Origin of the sequence: Sinobacterium norvegicum (assembly GCF_923077115.1) — a bacterium.
GTDB lineage: Bacteria > Pseudomonadota > Gammaproteobacteria > Pseudomonadales > Sinobacteriaceae > Sinobacterium > Sinobacterium norvegicum.
Genome location: NZ_CAKLPX010000002.1, coordinates 123212 through 139432 on the forward strand (window position 1 = coordinate 123212; position 16221 = coordinate 139432).

Genomic DNA, 16221 nt, shown 5'->3' on the forward strand with positions numbered 1-16221 from the left:
GCCCCATGCGTGAGCGATTCCAATAACGATAAGCAAAATAAACCCGAAAACTCTGTCAGCAATGGCGAAGAATTGGTACCCACCTTAAGTGCTGAAGTTATCGAGCAACCGGCAGAAAAAGCGAGCCCAAAGCAGACGGTGCGGCGCGCAGAGAAAAAATCATCCGCTGGCTTGTTGGCTTTCGCAGCCCTGTTTATCGCCTTGGTCGCCGTTGCTGGCACCGCTTACTTTGTCGTTAATAATATGACCGAGCAGCAGTTGCTGGAACAGAAATTATCGTCGATGGATGATCGCCTACAGGCGGCTTTTAATCGCGCTGATGTGCTGACCCGACAGCTAAAACAGCAGGCTGATGATACCACGGCTACCAGTCGTGAAAGTGCACGCCGGCTCGACGGTTTTGATGACCAGCTGCAGAGTCAGGGGCGTCGCTTACGAGACTTGGCAACCACCGACCCCCGCGACTGGAAGTTGGCCGAGGTGGAATATCTGTCCCGGCTGGCCAACCAGCGCCTGCATATGGGGCGCGATACCAAGGGTTCTCTGGCCTTGTTGGAGACTGGGGACAAAATTTTATACGAGTTAAATGATGCGGGCTTATACACAGTACGCCAAGCTTTTAGGCGTGATATTACCAGCCTTAAGGCGGTGGCGCGCTTCGATTTAGAGGGCAGTTTTCAACGCTTGGCGGCTGTCTCTGATCAGATTAATGAACTTAAATTATACGATGACCCCCGCTTTAAATCGGAGGAGCTCGCCCCCGTTGAAAGTGAGGTAGTCGAGGGTTGGTGGGCGAAATTTATCAACAAGTTTGAGCGGGCTGCGGACAAGCTATTCTCACTGGTACAAATCCAATCGCGTGATATTGAAATCGAGCCGCTGCCTTCGACTTCCGATGCCTTTCTATTGCGTCAGCGACTGTTATTGTTTGCCGACATCGCACAGACCTCGCTGTTGCTTGGTCAACAGCAAATTTTCAGCCAAAGTATCGATCGACTGCAGTGGCATATTGAGCGTAATTACCTGACGGATGACCCTAAAACCCAAGTCATCCTCGATGAGCTGAGCCACTTCGATAAACTCGATATCGTGCCCGAGCTGCCCAATATCAGTGGTTCTGAGCGGGCGATCTCAGCCTTTATTGAGGCCGAGCACCAAATGACGCCGAGCCAGGAGCAGCCGCGTTTATCGTTGCCTGTTGATGTTGTGGCGCCGGCGCCAGAGGCTGAAAAGAAATCCGCTGCCGAGGCGATTGATCACGGGGGGAATCGTTAATGCGCGCGATATTAATCACCGTCTTAATTGCTCTGGTCATCGCCTTTGGCATCGCCTGGGGTATCCATAATTATCCCGGTTATGTGCTGGTGGCAGTGGGTAAGACGACTATTGAAATGACGCTGTGGGTGGCGGCTTTTATTTTCCTGCTGGCTGCGATCTCGGGGCTGCTGACTATCTGGTTGATCGCGCGTAGCCTGCGACTGCCTTTTGCCACCCGCAACTGGTTGACGGGCTTCGGTTCGCGCAATGCCAATGCGCTTTACAATCGCGGGTTGATCGCCTTCAGCGAGGGGCACTGGGAGAAGTCTCGCAAGGCGCTGGAGCGCGCAGCCAAGCGCTCTGACCATAATTTGGTTCACTACTTAGTGGCCGCCAGAGCCAGTTACCGTCTTAACGATGAGAAATCGGTCGAGAAATTTCTTCAGCTGGCCTATGTTTCTGCCCCTAATGCCCATGCCACCATTGAAATTACGCAGGCCGAGATGCAATTGGCGGCAAAGCACTATGAACAGTCGTTGGCGACTATTTTACGGCTACGTAAGAAGCTTGGTAAACAGCACCCTTTCGTCCTCGAGTTGCTGGTAAAAACCTACCGGGGCTTAAAGGATTATCGTCACCTGGAGAAGTTACTGGTCGAGGTCGAGCGAAGCTCTGGGTTCACAGCCGAGCAGTATGAGGCGTTGGCGATTGAGGTGTATCAACAGCGTTTGCAAGCCGTCGCCAAGATGCCTGATGCCGTTTCAGGCCTGCAGGAACAGTGGGCCAAACTCAACAAAAAGCAAAAGAATACGGCAGAGCTGCTGTTGAGTTACAGTGCGCTGCTCGGTGAGGTGGGTGCGGCCGAGGTGGCGGTCAACGAGTTGCAACGCTATCTGCGCAAGTACTGGGACGATGAGGCCGTTGAACTCTATGGACGGCTCAAATCGGCCGATCTGCAAAAGCAGCTATTGTTTGCCGAGGGCTGGTTGAAAGAGCGTAATAATAACCCTGTACTGCTGTTATCGCTGGCGCGTATTTGTATGAGACTAGAGCTATGGGGTAAGGCGCGGGAGTACTACGAGACCAGCCTGCGGTTTACTCGTAATAACGAGGCCTATCTAGAGCTTGCTCAACTCAGTGCCGCCCTGGGCGACGAGGATAAGAGCAAGGAGTATTATCGTTTAAGCTTTAACCTCGAGCAACAAGGCTTGGCGCTGCCTATGCCGAGCAAGCCGCTGCGCTAAGGTGACAGGCGATAAAAAAGGCGCCCCGTATTAACGGCAGGCGCCTTTTTTTGTGCCGCTGCACCGTGTTATCAAGCGCTGTTGTTGCTCGGGCGGCGGCCGCGTGAGGAGCGGTTGCCACCGTTGGGCTTGGTGCTATTACCACCACCGCCGCCACGGCGACGGTTGGCTGAGGCCGGCTTGTGGCCACGGCTGTTTTCGCCGGAGCGTTGACCATCTTGATGTTCGCCATGGGGCTGCTTTGGTTTCTTTGGCTTCTTGGGCTTTTGCAGTCGCGACTCGGCCAGAGGATGGGTTGGTTCAAACCCCTCTACGATTTCGCGGGGAATGACCTGACGGATGAGGCGCTCGATATCAGACAGATATTTCGATTCGTCGGCGCAAACCAGTGACACGGCCTGACCCTCAGCGCTGGCGCGTCCGGTACGGCCGATGCGGTGAACATAATCCTCGGGTACGTTGGGCAGGTCGAAGTTGACCACCTGCGGCAACTGGTTGATATCGATACCTCGGGCGGCGATGTCGGTGGCCACCAGGGCGCGAATCTTATTGAACTTAAAGTTAGCTAGGGCCTTGGTGCGTGCCGCCTGGCTCTTGTTGCCGTGGATGGCAGCCGCTAGGATGCCATTGGCCTCTAGGAACTTAGTCAGCTTATTGGCGCCGTGTTTGGTGCGGGAGAATACCAACACCTGCTGCCAGTCGTTGTCGATGATTAGCTTGGCCAACAGAGCAGGTTTTTGTTTCTTGTCGACGGGGTAAACCAGCTGCTCGACTTTCTCGGCGGTGGTATTCGGCGGTGCGACAGAGACTTCGACGGGATTGTTAACAATGGTCTTGGCCAGGGTGCGGATGTCGTCGGAGAAGGTCGCCGAGAATAGTAGATTTTGGCGGCGCTTAGGCAATACGGCCAAGATTTTGCGGATATCGTGAATAAACCCCATGTCTAACATGCGGTCGGCCTCATCGAGGATCAGCACTTCCAATTGGTCAAACTTCACTGCGCCTTGATTGTATAAATCGATCAGGCGACCGGGGGTGGCGACGAGAATATCGACGCCGCCGCGCAGTTTCATCATCTGCGGATTGATCTTAACGCCGCCAAAGACGACGGTAGAGGTGAGCGGGAGATTGACGCTGTATGTCTCAACACTCTGCTGTACCTGGGCTGCCAATTCGCGGGTTGGGGTTAATACCAGCGCTCGTACCTGATTGCCCTGTACTTTTTTACCGCCGCTGAGGCGTTCGAGTAAGGGCAGAGTAAAACCGGCCGTCTTACCGGTGCCGGTCTGCGCCGCCGCCATCACATCCTTACCCTCAATCACCGCAGGAATAGCCTGGGCTTGAATAGGTGAGGGGGTGTCGTAACCTTGTTTGGCTACAGCTTTTACAATGGGGTCGGATAAACCGAGGGCGGCAAAGCTCATAATGACTCACTTGTTGACAGGGATAGGACGGCGGTGAAGCTTACCTGAACCGCCGCCGTTGTGCCATCGACATCCTATTATTAGCCAAGCCTAGAGGGTTTGGAGCAAGAAAAAGCCGGCATTAATGCCGGCTTTTTGGCGTCAGGTGACGACTCAGTTGAAGTCGACTCCGATACCAATCGTCATATAGGCATTGTCGTCGCTGGCGTCTGCCTCGGTGATATAACCGGTGGCAGGAATGGTGGAGAAGTCATTGGTCTTTAACAAATCGTTGAGCAGCGCCCCTAGGTCGAGATCGATACGGGCGCTGTTGGTGAGGTCTTCAACCAATGGCGCAAACTCCTGCAGCATCATCTGTAAGCCAAAGGTGATGAGTGGCGCAGTTTGAGGCCCGCCAAGGTCGGAAATCGTAGACGGGTACAGTGTTGTGATATTCATCGCCAAGATATCGTTGAAATCCAAATCCAGCTTACCGTCGGCGTGGGCACCAATAGAGGTCGCCACGGCGACATCCATTTCGAAATCCAGTGCCGTTTCCATTTCGCCTGCTGCGTTTTCAATAATCATCTTAAAGCGTAGTTCTGGGGCAACCAATTGTAGGCCTAGTGGGTTTACTGCATCGTTAGACAGGGTGATTTCTGGCAGGCCGCCGAAGGCAATCTCGAAGTTCATTGGGGCGTCGATGGCATAACCGAATATACCGAGTGCCTCACCAAAGCTACCAAGGTCTGATACCTTGAGTGGAATGGCAATGCTCTCCTCTAAACCACTTTGGTATAGGGCAGCGACGATTTGGTTGACAAAGCTCACCGCCAGTGAGGCCTGGATATCAGTATTGTTGGCCAGATCGGCGTTGGGTAGCTCGCCTTCGATGACACGGTAGCCGAGAATCTCTCGGCCTTGGGCAGTATTCTCTTCACTGACAGAGATAGCGCCGCCGATGGCGACGATACCGGTGTTATTATTATCGGCAGAGAGCTGGTTGGCATGCATGGCGATATCGAAGACGGCATCGTTATTGCCGTCACCGTCGATGTCCAGAGGCAGGCTGAGAGGGATCTCAGGCAGCGCGACATGATTTAATATCGGGCCAACCACATTGACCAAATGTTTGTTGATGATGGTGGTGATGGAGTTTTTAAACAGTGGAATCATATTGGCTGCTATGGTATTGCTGTCGACATCGAGCTTGCCGATGTGCAGTGCGATATCGCTGGGGTCATCCAGAATCAATTTGATCGATTGATTGTCTGTCGCGGTGACGCCGATTTGGGCAAAAACATCGACATTTTTAGCGGCGATACGGGTGTTGCGATAGCCCCACCAAAACGGGCGCTTAACACGGGTGTGTAATGCAGCCTCAGGGATATGGATGGCTACATTGATCGTCAGCTCATTATTGCTGGCCGGGGTAAAAAATACAGAGACATCCGGGCGACCATTAATGCCGGCCTCGCGGAGATATAAGCCACAGCGTTGCCAGCTGTATTGGCGGTAAATACATTCGTTGCTGTCGATGTCGAGCAGGCTGGTTAGGCTGATGTCTTCCAGCAGTGTTTCAACGACGGGGCCAACCTCTGCCATAAACTGGTCGCTGATGGCCAGTTGTACGGCATTTTCTATCGCCGTATCCGCGCTGGCATAATCTGCGCTACGAGTGCCCTGCAGCATATCGTAGGAGACAATTTGATAATGATCGGCAGCCGGGATGGTGAGGCTGAAAATATGTGCCTCAGGTCCGGTGATTGAAGGGTCTGATTGCGGGATGTAATTAAGTGGTTGATAGCCATTAATTGTTAAGTCGGTAATGGCCTGCCAGGGGCCGGCCTTGCCGTTGATTGTGACCGTGTTGTCGGCATTATTGTCGACGCTGAGTATGCTAATGCCTGTGCTTGGGGTAACCGGTTGCTGAGCAAAACTCGGTGAGCCAACCAGTAACGCTGCGCTTATGCAGCTTGTCATTATGATGTTTTTTATCACTGAATCATCCTTTGCTATTTTTTGTTATTGTCAGGTGGTGAAAAATATAGCACTCAGTGTCGGGCGGAAATTAACCGATGTTTTACATTGTATTGTCACTCATTAGTGTGTGTGAGGAGGGCGGCTAAAAAATAAAATGACTGTAAAAAAAACCGAACAGCATTGCATGAAAAAGACAAAAATGTGGTGCAGAGTAACGAAGTTATTTATGCCGAAGAAACAAAAAAGCAGCGGCCTTTTTAAAGACGGCTGTCTTATTTTTTTGTTGCTATTTAGTTGATTTCAATCAGTCGGCAGACCTGCCAGTTGGCGCCGCCGGCCCCTTGATTGGCTGCATCCTGAACACTGGTATAAGCATCCCCCCAGCTATAAACAACCCCCTTGCAACGATATAGGTAATGCTCTAAGCCATGGTACATCGGCATCGTAGGATTGTTGCTGGTAACACCTAAAATGCCATCCTTATTGCCCGTACCGCCGCCAACGGTGGTGGTTATCGTGGAATCGTATTGCCAAATGCGTTTCAAGTAATCGGCGACCGCCTCAGGAGGCATGGCAATGCCAAACAGGCTGTCGGCCTTGATAGCATTCTCAGACTGATTAACTGCGGCATTGATGCGAGCAATATATGTATCGATGTTGAAGGTATCGAAAGGGGAACCAAAGGATTGCGTAAAGTCCACTATGCTATTCAACAAGGTCTGCTCCCCGTCGGCCTTAAGCATCATTAAATAGCTTTTTATTTCAGCGAGGACTCTGAAGGCAGTATTGGCATTGTTGAGCTGCTGCCTCTTTGAAGGGTTGTGCTCATACATGGCATAAAGACTGCTGGTAAAGCCGCAGACACCCCAATCCGCATTGGCATTACCCATTGATTTTCTTGCACTGGAAGGCATAGGAACTCCGTTTCTATATGACTGATGAGAAAATAAGAAGCATTCGTTGCTTCATTTTCAATGGAGTTAAATCTATAGCGAGGATTTGTTATGGTCAATGAATTACGTGGGATATAAAATAGGGTCAGAGTGGTTTTAATTTCTATGAGTGCAGGAATAATATTTTTTAAAATCGAAGAGGCAGAGCCTGCATTCGCAGGCTAATGACGGCGCCAAAGACAACAGTCGAATGGCGCGGTTTTACTATCGCTGATCGGCTGACTGCCATAATGCATTTTGATATTTAGTCATTCGCTTCGACGCCACAGGCAATAAATACAATTTTGATTTGATCTCGTCGGTGGGGTAAATGTTCGGGTCGGTCAGTATTTCGTCATCGATTAACGGCATGGCTGAAAGGTTGATATTGGGGTACCACAAATAGTTACTGACATCGGCGATAACCTCGGGTTGCATCATGAAATTTATAAAGGTGTGGGCTGCCTCTATATTTTGTGACTGTACCGGTATTGCCAGCATATCAAACCAGTATGATGCACCTTCCTGAGGCAGCGAATATAAAATTTCAACGCCGTTGTCTGCTTCGCTGGCAATGTCTGCCGCATACATCATATTTCCTGACCAGCCAACCACCGCGCAGTATTCACCTGCGGCGAGGTCATAAATATAATCGGTGTTAAATGTGACGTAGGGAGCTATTGCCTCCAGTCGTTCTCGGGCTAGATTCTCATAGACGCTGCGATGCTTGGTGTCAGCCTCGCCGCCAAGGTAATTAATGATCAGAGGCAGTATTTCATTGGGGCTGTCGATAAAGGCAACGCCGCAATCGCTTAGTTTTTTGATGTTCTCAACTTCAAAGATCAAGCTCCAAGAATCGACAGGGGGTTGGCCATTGAAGCGCTGGTTGACCATTGCGGGATTGTAGCCGATACCAATCGTGCCCCACAGATATGGCACACCGTAATAGTTGAAGGGGTCTTTACCGGCGACTTCTGCCAGCATCGCCGGGTCAAGGTTGCTCATGTTGGGCAGCAGTTGCTTTTTTAGTGGCTTAAATAATGCCCGTTGGTTCACCAGCTGCTCAGCCATAAAGTCCAGTGCAATGACAACGATATCGTAGTCGCTGCTTTTTGATAGCAGAACATCATTGGCTTCGGACTCCTCTTCATAGGTGGTGAGATTAACCACAATGCCTGTTTGTTCGGTGAACTTGGCCAGCGTATCTTCGGCGAGATAATCAGACCAGTTATAGAGATTTAGCGATTGTTGTTCTGCGCTGGCTGTCGCTGCTGCGCAGGCTGAGCTTACGATGAACGCAGCAAAAAGATTTTTTAAAGACATTTCTCGACCTTGTTATTGTTTAATATGACGCGGATCATATAAAAAAACACGGCAATAAGCTATTACCTGAACAGGTAGGCCTTATGAAAAGTGTTAGGTTTATCGTGCTGTTAATCAGTATTTTTCAGCGAGGTGGTTGTACACCCCGCTGATATTTTTTTAGTAAGGTACGCTGTAGTCGCGGTGAGTCAGTAGATCGATACCGCAGTCCAATTCGCTGATCCAGTCGAGAAATTGGTTGATCATCTCCTTGCCCACAAAGGGGCTGCCGTGTTGGGGAACCAGCATTTCAACATCCATGTCCCGCACCATGTCGGCCCATAATTTGGCGGCTTTTTTTGAACACATATAACGTTGATGAAACCCCTTCATGGTTGCAATATGCGCCTGAAAATCACTGACGGGATGTTTTGCCATTTCCTCGGACACCATAGAGGCGCCCATATCGCCAGAAAATAAGATTTTACTGACGGGGTCGAAAAACTGGAAGTTACCCACAGAATGGAGAAAATGCGCGGGGATGCAATAGATGAAACTATCACCAAAGGGAATTTTTTCACCGCCATCGGGTAGATGAATCATGCGGCTGGTCAGATCGCGGTCCAATTTTTGAGTGACAAAATTTGAGGCAAGATGCGGCAGGAACCTACTCCAAAGTTTGCTACATACGATGGTAGCATTACTGTGCATAAGCCAGCGGGGCAACGAAGCAATGATGTCAGGATCTTGGTGGGAGGCAAAAACATAGTCAAGATCTTCAATTTTCACTCTTCCGCTTAGGGCTATCGTTAGAGGGGTATAGGTAAGATCTCCTCCTGGGTCGATGAGGGCGGCGTGTTTGTCATTAATAATGAGAAACTGGTTGGCCTGAACACCATCGCCGTGGACAAGGTTGCTGAACACCACACACTGGTGGCCGTCGCGATCGTATAGTACTTGTGCTTTATCGTTATTCATTACTTATTACTCATCCAATTTTATGCGCACAAGTTATCGGATTCCAAAAGTAAGTTGTTGATTTAAATCAATGACGCATAAAGTGTATGGTTAATCCTGTAGCCTGTTTCAATGAAAAAAAAGACAAAAAAAAGACGCCAGATTAAATCTAACGCCTTTTGTGAGCGGTAGCGTGGGTTATTTTTTCTTCATGGCGGCGGTCAGTAGTGCTGCCATGGTGCCGTTGGCTTGTGCCGGTTTCTTGTCGCCAAAGCTGCGCTGATTAGTGCCGCGGCCGCTGTCTTTGTTGGCACGTCGCTCGCCACCGCCACGTTTGTTATCCGCGGCCTCACTGGCGTTGTCACTTAGTCGCATTGAAAGACCTATACGCTTACGCGGGGCATCGACTTCCATCACCTTAACCTTGACTATATCCCCTGCTTTTACCACTTCACGGGGGTCGCTGACATAGCTATTGGACAGCGCAGAGATATGCACAAGGCCGTCTTGGTGTACGCCGATATCGACAAAGGCGCCAAAGTTGGTGACGTTGGTGACGGTTCCTTCAAGAATCATATCAGGTTGCAGGTCAGCAATTTTTTCGACCCCATCTTTGAATTCGGCGGTTTTGAACTCAGGACGAGGGTCGCGGCCAGGCTTGTCGAGTTCGCTGATAATATCGGTGACGGTAGGTAGGCCGACTGTATCAGAGGTGTAGTCTGCTGGCTTTAAGTCTCGCAGAGTGCGGCTGTCCCCTAACAGCGATTCTATTTTCCGCCCGCTTTTATCGACAATGCGTTTTACTACATCATAGGACTCGGGGTGCACTGCCGAGCTGTCAAGGGGGTTGTCACCACCGGCGATGCGGAGAAAACCCGCCGCCTGTTCGAAGGTTTTGGCGCCAAATCGGGTGACCTCTTTGAGTTGTTTGCGGTTGCTAAAAGCGCCGTTGGCATCGCGAAAGGCGACAATATTACTGGCCAGCGTTTTGTTTAAGCCTGATACACGAGTGAGCAGAGCGCTGGATGCCGTATTGACATCAACCCCGACAGCATTAACACAGTCTTCTACCACGGTATCTAGTTGACGGGCCAACGAAGACTGACTGACATCGTGCTGATACTGGCCGACACCAATAGATTTAGGGTCAATTTTGACCAGCTCTGCCAATGGATCCTGTAAGCGGTGCGCAATGGATACGGCACCACGAATGGTGACGTCAAGGTCGGGGTATTCCTGTGAGGCAAACTCTGAGGCGGAATAAATAGAGGCGCCAGCCTCGTTGACAATGACGCTTTTCAAACCCAGTGCCGGTTTGGCTTTAATAATGTCTTTGACAAAACGCTCGGTCTCGCGCGAGGCGGTACCGTTACCGATGGCGATTAGCTCGACATTATATTTTTCGGCGAGGGCAACAACTGTTTTGGCTGAATTAATAATATCGTTGCGGGGAGGCGTTGGATAGATGGCACAGTGATCTAATACCTTGCCTTGCCCGTCGACAACGGCGACTTTAACCCCGGTACGCATACCGGGGTCGAGACCAATAGTGGCTTTTTGTCCGGCTGGCGCGGCGAGTAACAGATCTTTCAGGTTGGAGGCAAAGACGGCAATGGCGCCCTCTTCAGCTTTCTCGCGCAGCTGACCCATAAGGTCTGTTTCTAGGTGGGTAAGCAGCTTGATGCGCCAGGTCCACTTGATGACCTCCCTTAGCCAGCGGTCAGCAGGGCGGCCTTGGTCGACAATGTTAACGTGTTCGCTGAGCATGGCCTCGCATGGGTGGGCGGCGAGTTTGTCATCGGGATCGCCAACAACTAAGGACAAGGCGAGAAAGCCTTCGTTGCGACCGCGAAATAACGCCAGGGCCCGGTGAGACGGCGTCGACTTCAGCGCCTCGTCGTGTTCGAAGTAGTCGCTGAATTTGGCGGCTTCTTGTTCTTTACCTGCGAGTACTCTAGAGCTGATATTAGCCTCTTGCAGGAGAAAGGTGCGCAACTTGGCCAGCAAGTCTGCGTCCTCTGCAAAGCGCTCCATCAGAATGTACTTGGCGCCGTCGAGGGCTGCCTTTAAGTCGGCCACGCCCTTATCTGCATCGATAAAATCGAGCGCCAACATCTCTGGTGATTGGCTCGGGTCTTGGTACAGGCTCTCTGCCAACGGCTCAAGCCCTGCCTCAATGGCAATTTGCCCCTTGGTACGGCGTTTTTGTTTGTAGGGTAAATAGAGGTCTTCGAGGCGATTTTTGGTGTCGGCAATGGTAATTGACTGTAGTAACTCTGGCGACATCTTACCCTGTTCTTCAATGCTGCCGATAATGCTGGCGCGGCGATCTTCAAGCTCGCGCAAATAGCGCAGGCGTTCTTCGAGATTACGCATTTGGCTGTCATCTAAGCCTCCGGTAACCTCCTTACGATAGCGAGCGATAAAGGGGACTGTGGCCCCCTCATCTAACAGGGTAACGGCAGCCTCAACTTGGGCATTGTTGACGTTAAGTTCAGCGGCGATTTTGTGAGCAATATTTATCATAAGTTATCGTTATCTTGTGGTGTTTATACGCTAAAATTGTAGGGGTTGTGACGATAATCGAACCCTGGCGTTGTTGTGGTGCTCAGGCATTATGCAGTAAAGTTTAGGCCTGCGCGAGGATCGAGTGCAAGCCCAGAGAAGGCTGTGTTACTGTATAACTTAACGACCTGTTTTTTGATAATAATTTCAACTCGATAAATAATAATGTGATGGCTGGTTGGCTATTCTAAAATTGGATGTTTAGATCAATGAATAAAAGAATATTACTGCCGCTATTGGTATTGGTGATCGGTGGTTTCGCGGTTTATGGTTTGATGACGGGGCGGCCAGTGCCCGAACCTATAGACTCGCCAGCCGGCCCGGCGACTGCCGTTGACGTATTTATCGCCACGCCTGAGTCAGTGCGTTTGACTGTCAGCAGTCAGGGCACTATTAGACCTCATCGGGCTATCGATATCGTTGCTCAAGTAGGCGGTAAGGTTGACAGCGTCAGTGATGTCTATCTCAACGGTGACTTCTTTACCGAGGGCCAACAGTTATTACGGATAGAGGATGCCGACTTCCGCTTTGCGGTTATCCGAGCCGAATCAATTGTCGCCGAGGCGAAGGAGTTATTGGCGACGATTAAAGGTCAGGCTTTGCAGGCAAAACGAGAGTGGCGTGACCTGGGCAATGAAGATGCCAACGCACTGTTCTTGAAAAAACCACAGCTACGTGCTGCTGAGGCGCGCGTGGCAGCGGCTAAATCAGACCTGTCTCAGGCTAAGTTGTCGCTGCAGCGGACAGTGATTAGGGCGCCTTTTGACGGGCGCATTGAAGAAACACTGGTTAACCTCGGTCAATATGTTGCTCCCGGTGCCGCCATCGCAAAAATTTATGCCACTGATAAGGTCGAAGTTCGACTGCCGCTGACCGATAGACAGATTGCCTTGCTAGATCTGCCGCTGCGCTACCAAAACAGTGAGGCGGCACTAAGCCCGACAAAGGTAGAACTCAGTGCTGACTTTGGTGGTCAGCGCTGGCAGTGGCAGGGGTATATTAAGCGTACCAGCGCCTCGATCGATGTGCAGAACCGCGTGTTATATGCTCTGGCTGAAATAGATCTACCCTTTGCCAAAGACGAGTCAAATCGTCGCCCGCCTTTAACCGTTGGCCAATTTGTCGAAGCCAAGATTGAGGGACGAGAACTCGATAATATTCTGCTGCTGCCCCGCAAGGCGCTCCAGCCGGGTAATTTGTTGTGGCTGGTTGATGCCGATGATAAGTTACAGTCGTTGCCGATAGAGTTAATAAAATCCACGCGCCAGCAGGTGGCCGTTAGAGCTGAAGTGGCTGGTGAGGTGAGAGTGTTGGTCTCTGCGCTAGATTATTATGTGGTTGGTTTGCAGGTGGCGCCTAAGGCGATTAATCAGCCTCAGTCATTAAATTCTGCCACTGTTTTGACGGATACAAACGCCCCGGTATTAGCCGCCGATCCGCAGGCCGAAGAGGTGATTGGTGAGTAAGCTAACCGAGTGGTTTATTAAAAATACCAAGGCGGCAAATTTACTGATGCTGCTGATTATTATTGGCGGGTTGAACGCTTTGCCGGGTATGGATAAGGAGTTTTTCCCCTCGCGTAAAATCAACGATATTAATATATCAATGGTTTATCCAGGGGCCAGCCCGCGAGAGGTTGAGCAGCAAATTAGTAAGCGCATCGAAGAGGCTATTCATGATTTAGACGGAATAGATAAGCTGCGTTCGGTGTCACGGGAGGGTTTGGCAACCGTCATCGTCGAGACAGAGGCGGGCTATGATGGCCAGGTATTGCTCAATGATGTGAAGTCCAAGGTAGATGCAATCTTAACCTTTCCTGTCGAGGCGGAAAGACCGCAGGTGAATTTGATCCAGTGGAAGGTGCGGATGATCAGTCTGTCTCTCGAAGGGGATATTGGCGAGGCAAATTTAAAAGAATTAGGAATCCGTCTGCGTGATGAGTTGTCAGAGCAGCCCCATGTGTCGTTGGTCGAATTACGCAAGCCTCGCGCCTATGAGATGTCTATCGAGGTCCGGGAGCAGGATCTCCGCCGCTATGGTCTGCGCTTTGAGGATATTGCCAATGCGGTCCGCCGTTCTTCCTTGAACCTCCCCGCAGGTAAGCTGAAAACCACTGAGGGTGATATTCAGTTGCAGGCGCGGGGGCAGGCCTACACCATTGCGGACTTTGAAGATATTGTAGTGCGCAGCGACCGCAGCGGAGTGCTGTTGACACTGAACGATGTTGCCAATATTAAAGCGGTGTTTGAGGACAGCGATTCGATTACCCGCTTCGACCAAAAGCCATCGCTCTCACTCGATGTCTATTCGACCAGCAAACCGAATGTATTAAAGACCAGCGAAAGTGTGGAGGCTTTTCTTGCGCGCGTGACGCCGCAATTACCACAGGGGGTCGAGTTGACGATATGGCGAGACATGTCGATATCATATAAGGGGCGAATCAACACCTTAATCACAAATGGCCTAGGTGGCTTGCTGCTGGTGTTTATTGTATTGCTTCTGTTTTTGCGGCCGCTGCTGGCGTTTTGGGTTTCGATCGGAATTGGAGTGGCATTTTTGGGCGCATTCTGGTTGTTGCCGACGACGGGGGCAAGCTTGAACATGATTTCGCTGTTCGCCTTTTTGCTGATACTTGGTATTGTCGTCGATGATGCAATTATTGTTGGTGAGTCGATCTATTCCGCGCAGTCTTCGGGTCAGCCCGGCATGCTGGGAGCCATAGAGGGGACGCGGCGGGTTATTACCCCGGTTTGGTTTGCTGTTATCAGCACCATGATTTTCTTCGCCCCGTTTTTCTTTTTGCCGGGTGATGGCCCAGAGCCAGCGGAAATACCAAAGGTTGTGTTGCTGGCGCTGGCCTTTTCGTTAATTGAATCGATGTTTATTTTGCCCTCGCATCTGGCGCATATGCGGCCAGAAAAACCAGCAAGGTCATCGATTGGTCGTGTAGTCGATAATGTGCGTGGCTACTGTTCCAGCAAGATGGAAATTTTTTCAAAAAACCATTATCAGCGTTTCCTATCGATGTTATTACGTTGGAAGTTGCTAACGATATCAGTGTTTTTTATTGGCTTTATGTTAACCGTCGGTGTGCTGAGCGGCGGCTGGATGAAGGTTGCCTTCTTTCCCCGTGTGCCTGTTGATTTCATGAGTGCCAGCGTCGAATTGGCAGATGGAGTGGCCTTTGCCGATACCGAGTCGGTGATGTTGCAGCTTGAAGACGCGGCATACCGTATGGAGAAAAAATATAACAGTGATGAGAAAAAGTTGATCAGTCATGTCGAATCTGTGGCCTATGGCAGCACTGTGCGCGTGGTCGTTGGCTTTGAAAGTTCAGAAACACGGGACATCGATCTTGAGGATATGGTAACGGAGTGGAAGGCAGAGATTGGTCACATCAATCGAGCCAAGGATTTTAATATCAGCTTTACAATTCTCAATGTTGGCAAGCCAATAGAAATGCAAATAACGGCGCGTACCATTGATTCTTTGAAGGCTGTCAGCGAGGCCTTGCAGCAAGAGCTTGGTCAATACCCCGGCGTTTATAATGTACGGACGACACTGGATGATGCCAAGCCAGAGATTGTCTTGGGCTTGAAGCCCAAGGCGAAAACCCTGGGGCTGACATTAAGTGATGTGGCAGAACAGGTACGGCAGGGTTTTTATGGCGAAGAGGTGCAGCGTATTCCTCTGGCCAACGAAGATGTGAAGGTGATGGTGCGCTACCCCAGAGATATTCGTGATACCGAAGATTACCTGCGTGATATGTGGATTCGGACACCTCAGGGGGTTGAAATTCCCTTTGAGCAGGTGGCATCGGTGGAGTATCAACCGAGCTATACCACCATCGAACGCATTGATCGCAAACGGAGTGCCAGAGTCAGTGCCGAGTTGCAATTTGGCTATGCCAATGCCGGTGAGATTATTGCCGCTATCAAGCAATCGAAGATAGCCGAATGGAAAAGGCAATACCCCGATGTCACCTTCAGCCTTGAGGGTGAACAGGCCAATCAGGCTGATTTTGTTGGTGCCACCTTTGAGCTGATGGCGCTCTCGATGGTGATTATATTTGGACTGATGGCGGTGGTGTTTAAGTCTTACTGGCAACCACTGGTAGTGTTAACCGCCGTCCCCTTCGGCTTTATGGGTTCGATTATCGGCCATCTGATGATGGGGGTGGACATCTCAATGTTCTCGATGATGGGGATTATCGCCTGTGCCGGTGTGGTGGTAAACGATAACCTGGTGTTGATCGACCGTGTTAATACTTTGCATAAGGGTGAGAACATGCCCCTGGAACAGGCCATTGCAACGGCAGGTCCGGATCGATTTAGGGCGATAGTGCTGACTTCTGCGACAACGTTTATTGGACTGTTACCGATTATGACCGAGACGTCGCTGCAGGCGCAGTTCTTGATTCCTATGGTCATATCACTGGCTTTTGGCGTCCTGCTGGCCAGCTTTGTGACGTTGTTATTAGTCCCCTGTTTATTGCTATCAGGCGAGCATATGAATCAGTGGTTGGCGGTGAAAAAACGCCGTTTGGCGGCGCTGGTGAATCACTGAACTATTATCTGG

The 16221-nt window shown here is 50.7% G+C and carries 10 protein-coding genes; 4 read left to right on the plus strand and 6 right to left on the minus strand.

Translation table 11 applies throughout. The features are described 5' to 3' along the window. Positions 1-9: 9 nt before the first annotated feature. Positions 10-1275 (plus strand): uroporphyrinogen-III C-methyltransferase, encoded by a 1266-nt coding sequence (locus L9P87_RS09575; protein ID WP_237444513.1) that lies wholly within the window; start codon positions 10-12, stop codon positions 1273-1275. Then, on the plus strand, positions 1275-2501 hold the full coding sequence (locus L9P87_RS09580; RefSeq protein WP_237444514.1) for a heme biosynthesis HemY N-terminal domain-containing protein: 1227 nt from the start codon (positions 1275-1277) through the stop codon (positions 2499-2501). The genes L9P87_RS09575 and L9P87_RS09580 overlap by 1 nt, the downstream gene beginning before the upstream one ends. Before the next feature lie 71 nt (positions 2502-2572). Here L9P87_RS09580 and L9P87_RS09585 read toward each other — a convergent pair whose 3' ends face one another. From L9P87_RS09585 to L9P87_RS09610, 6 genes are all read right to left on the minus strand, one after another. After that, the gene (locus tag L9P87_RS09585; RefSeq protein ID WP_237444515.1) at positions 2573-3925 is read right to left on the minus strand and encodes a DEAD/DEAH box helicase; all 1353 of its coding nucleotides are present in this window, start codon (positions 3923-3925) and stop codon (positions 2573-2575) included. Between the two features lie 153 nt (positions 3926-4078). Then, entirely contained in the window at positions 4079-5887 is a 1809-nt protein-coding gene (locus tag L9P87_RS09590) for a hypothetical protein (RefSeq protein ID WP_237444516.1), read from the minus strand. 290 nt (positions 5888-6177) lie between these two features. Next, positions 6178-6801, minus strand: a complete 624-nt coding sequence (locus tag L9P87_RS09595) for a hypothetical protein (RefSeq protein WP_237444517.1) — start codon at positions 6799-6801, stop codon at positions 6178-6180. 243 nt (positions 6802-7044) lie between these two features. Next, positions 7045-8142: an extracellular solute-binding protein gene (locus L9P87_RS09600; protein WP_237444518.1), complete on the minus strand. Its 1098-nt coding sequence runs from the start codon at positions 8140-8142 to the stop codon at positions 7045-7047. Between the two features lie 159 nt (positions 8143-8301). Then, a complete protein-coding gene (locus L9P87_RS09605) occupies positions 8302-9099 on the minus strand; it encodes an oxygen-binding di-iron domain-containing protein (protein WP_237444519.1) in 798 nt (265 codons plus the stop codon). Between the two features lie 177 nt (positions 9100-9276). Continuing rightward, on the minus strand, positions 9277-11604 hold the full coding sequence (locus tag L9P87_RS09610) for a Tex family protein (protein ID WP_237444520.1): 2328 nt from the start codon (positions 11602-11604) through the stop codon (positions 9277-9279). A 248-nt stretch (positions 11605-11852) separates the two neighbouring features. On the opposite strand from L9P87_RS09610, the gene L9P87_RS09615 reads away from it, so the two are divergent. Then, positions 11853-13109 (plus strand): efflux RND transporter periplasmic adaptor subunit, encoded by a 1257-nt coding sequence (locus tag L9P87_RS09615; protein WP_237444521.1) that lies wholly within the window; start codon positions 11853-11855, stop codon positions 13107-13109. Continuing rightward, positions 13102-16209: an efflux RND transporter permease subunit gene (locus tag L9P87_RS09620; protein ID WP_237444522.1), complete on the plus strand. Its 3108-nt coding sequence runs from the start codon at positions 13102-13104 to the stop codon at positions 16207-16209. The genes L9P87_RS09615 and L9P87_RS09620 overlap by 8 nt, the downstream gene beginning before the upstream one ends. Positions 16210-16221 lie beyond the last annotated feature (12 nt).

Excerpts from the sequence above, each read along its gene's own strand:
- L9P87_RS09585 (WP_237444515.1), bottom strand. The coding sequence starts at position 3,925 with ATGAGCTTTGCCGCCCTCGGTTTATCCGACCCCATTGTAAAAGCTGTA.
- L9P87_RS09590 (WP_237444516.1), bottom strand. The coding sequence starts at position 5,887 with ATGACAAGCTGCATAAGCGCAGCGTTACTGGTTGGCTCACCGAGTTTT.
- L9P87_RS09610 (WP_237444520.1), bottom strand. The coding sequence starts at position 11,604 with ATGATAAATATTGCTCACAAAATCGCCGCTGAACTTAACGTCAACAAT.
- L9P87_RS09615 (WP_237444521.1), top strand. The coding sequence starts at position 11,853 with ATGAATAAAAGAATATTACTGCCGCTATTGGTATTGGTGATCGGTGGT.
- L9P87_RS09595 (WP_237444517.1), bottom strand. The coding sequence starts at position 6,801 with ATGCCTTCCAGTGCAAGAAAATCAATGGGTAATGCCAATGCGGATTGG.
- L9P87_RS09600 (WP_237444518.1), bottom strand. The coding sequence starts at position 8,142 with ATGTCTTTAAAAAATCTTTTTGCTGCGTTCATCGTAAGCTCAGCCTGC.
- L9P87_RS09605 (WP_237444519.1), bottom strand. The coding sequence starts at position 9,099 with ATGAATAACGATAAAGCACAAGTACTATACGATCGCGACGGCCACCAG.
- L9P87_RS09580 (WP_237444514.1), top strand. The coding sequence starts at position 1,275 with ATGCGCGCGATATTAATCACCGTCTTAATTGCTCTGGTCATCGCCTTT.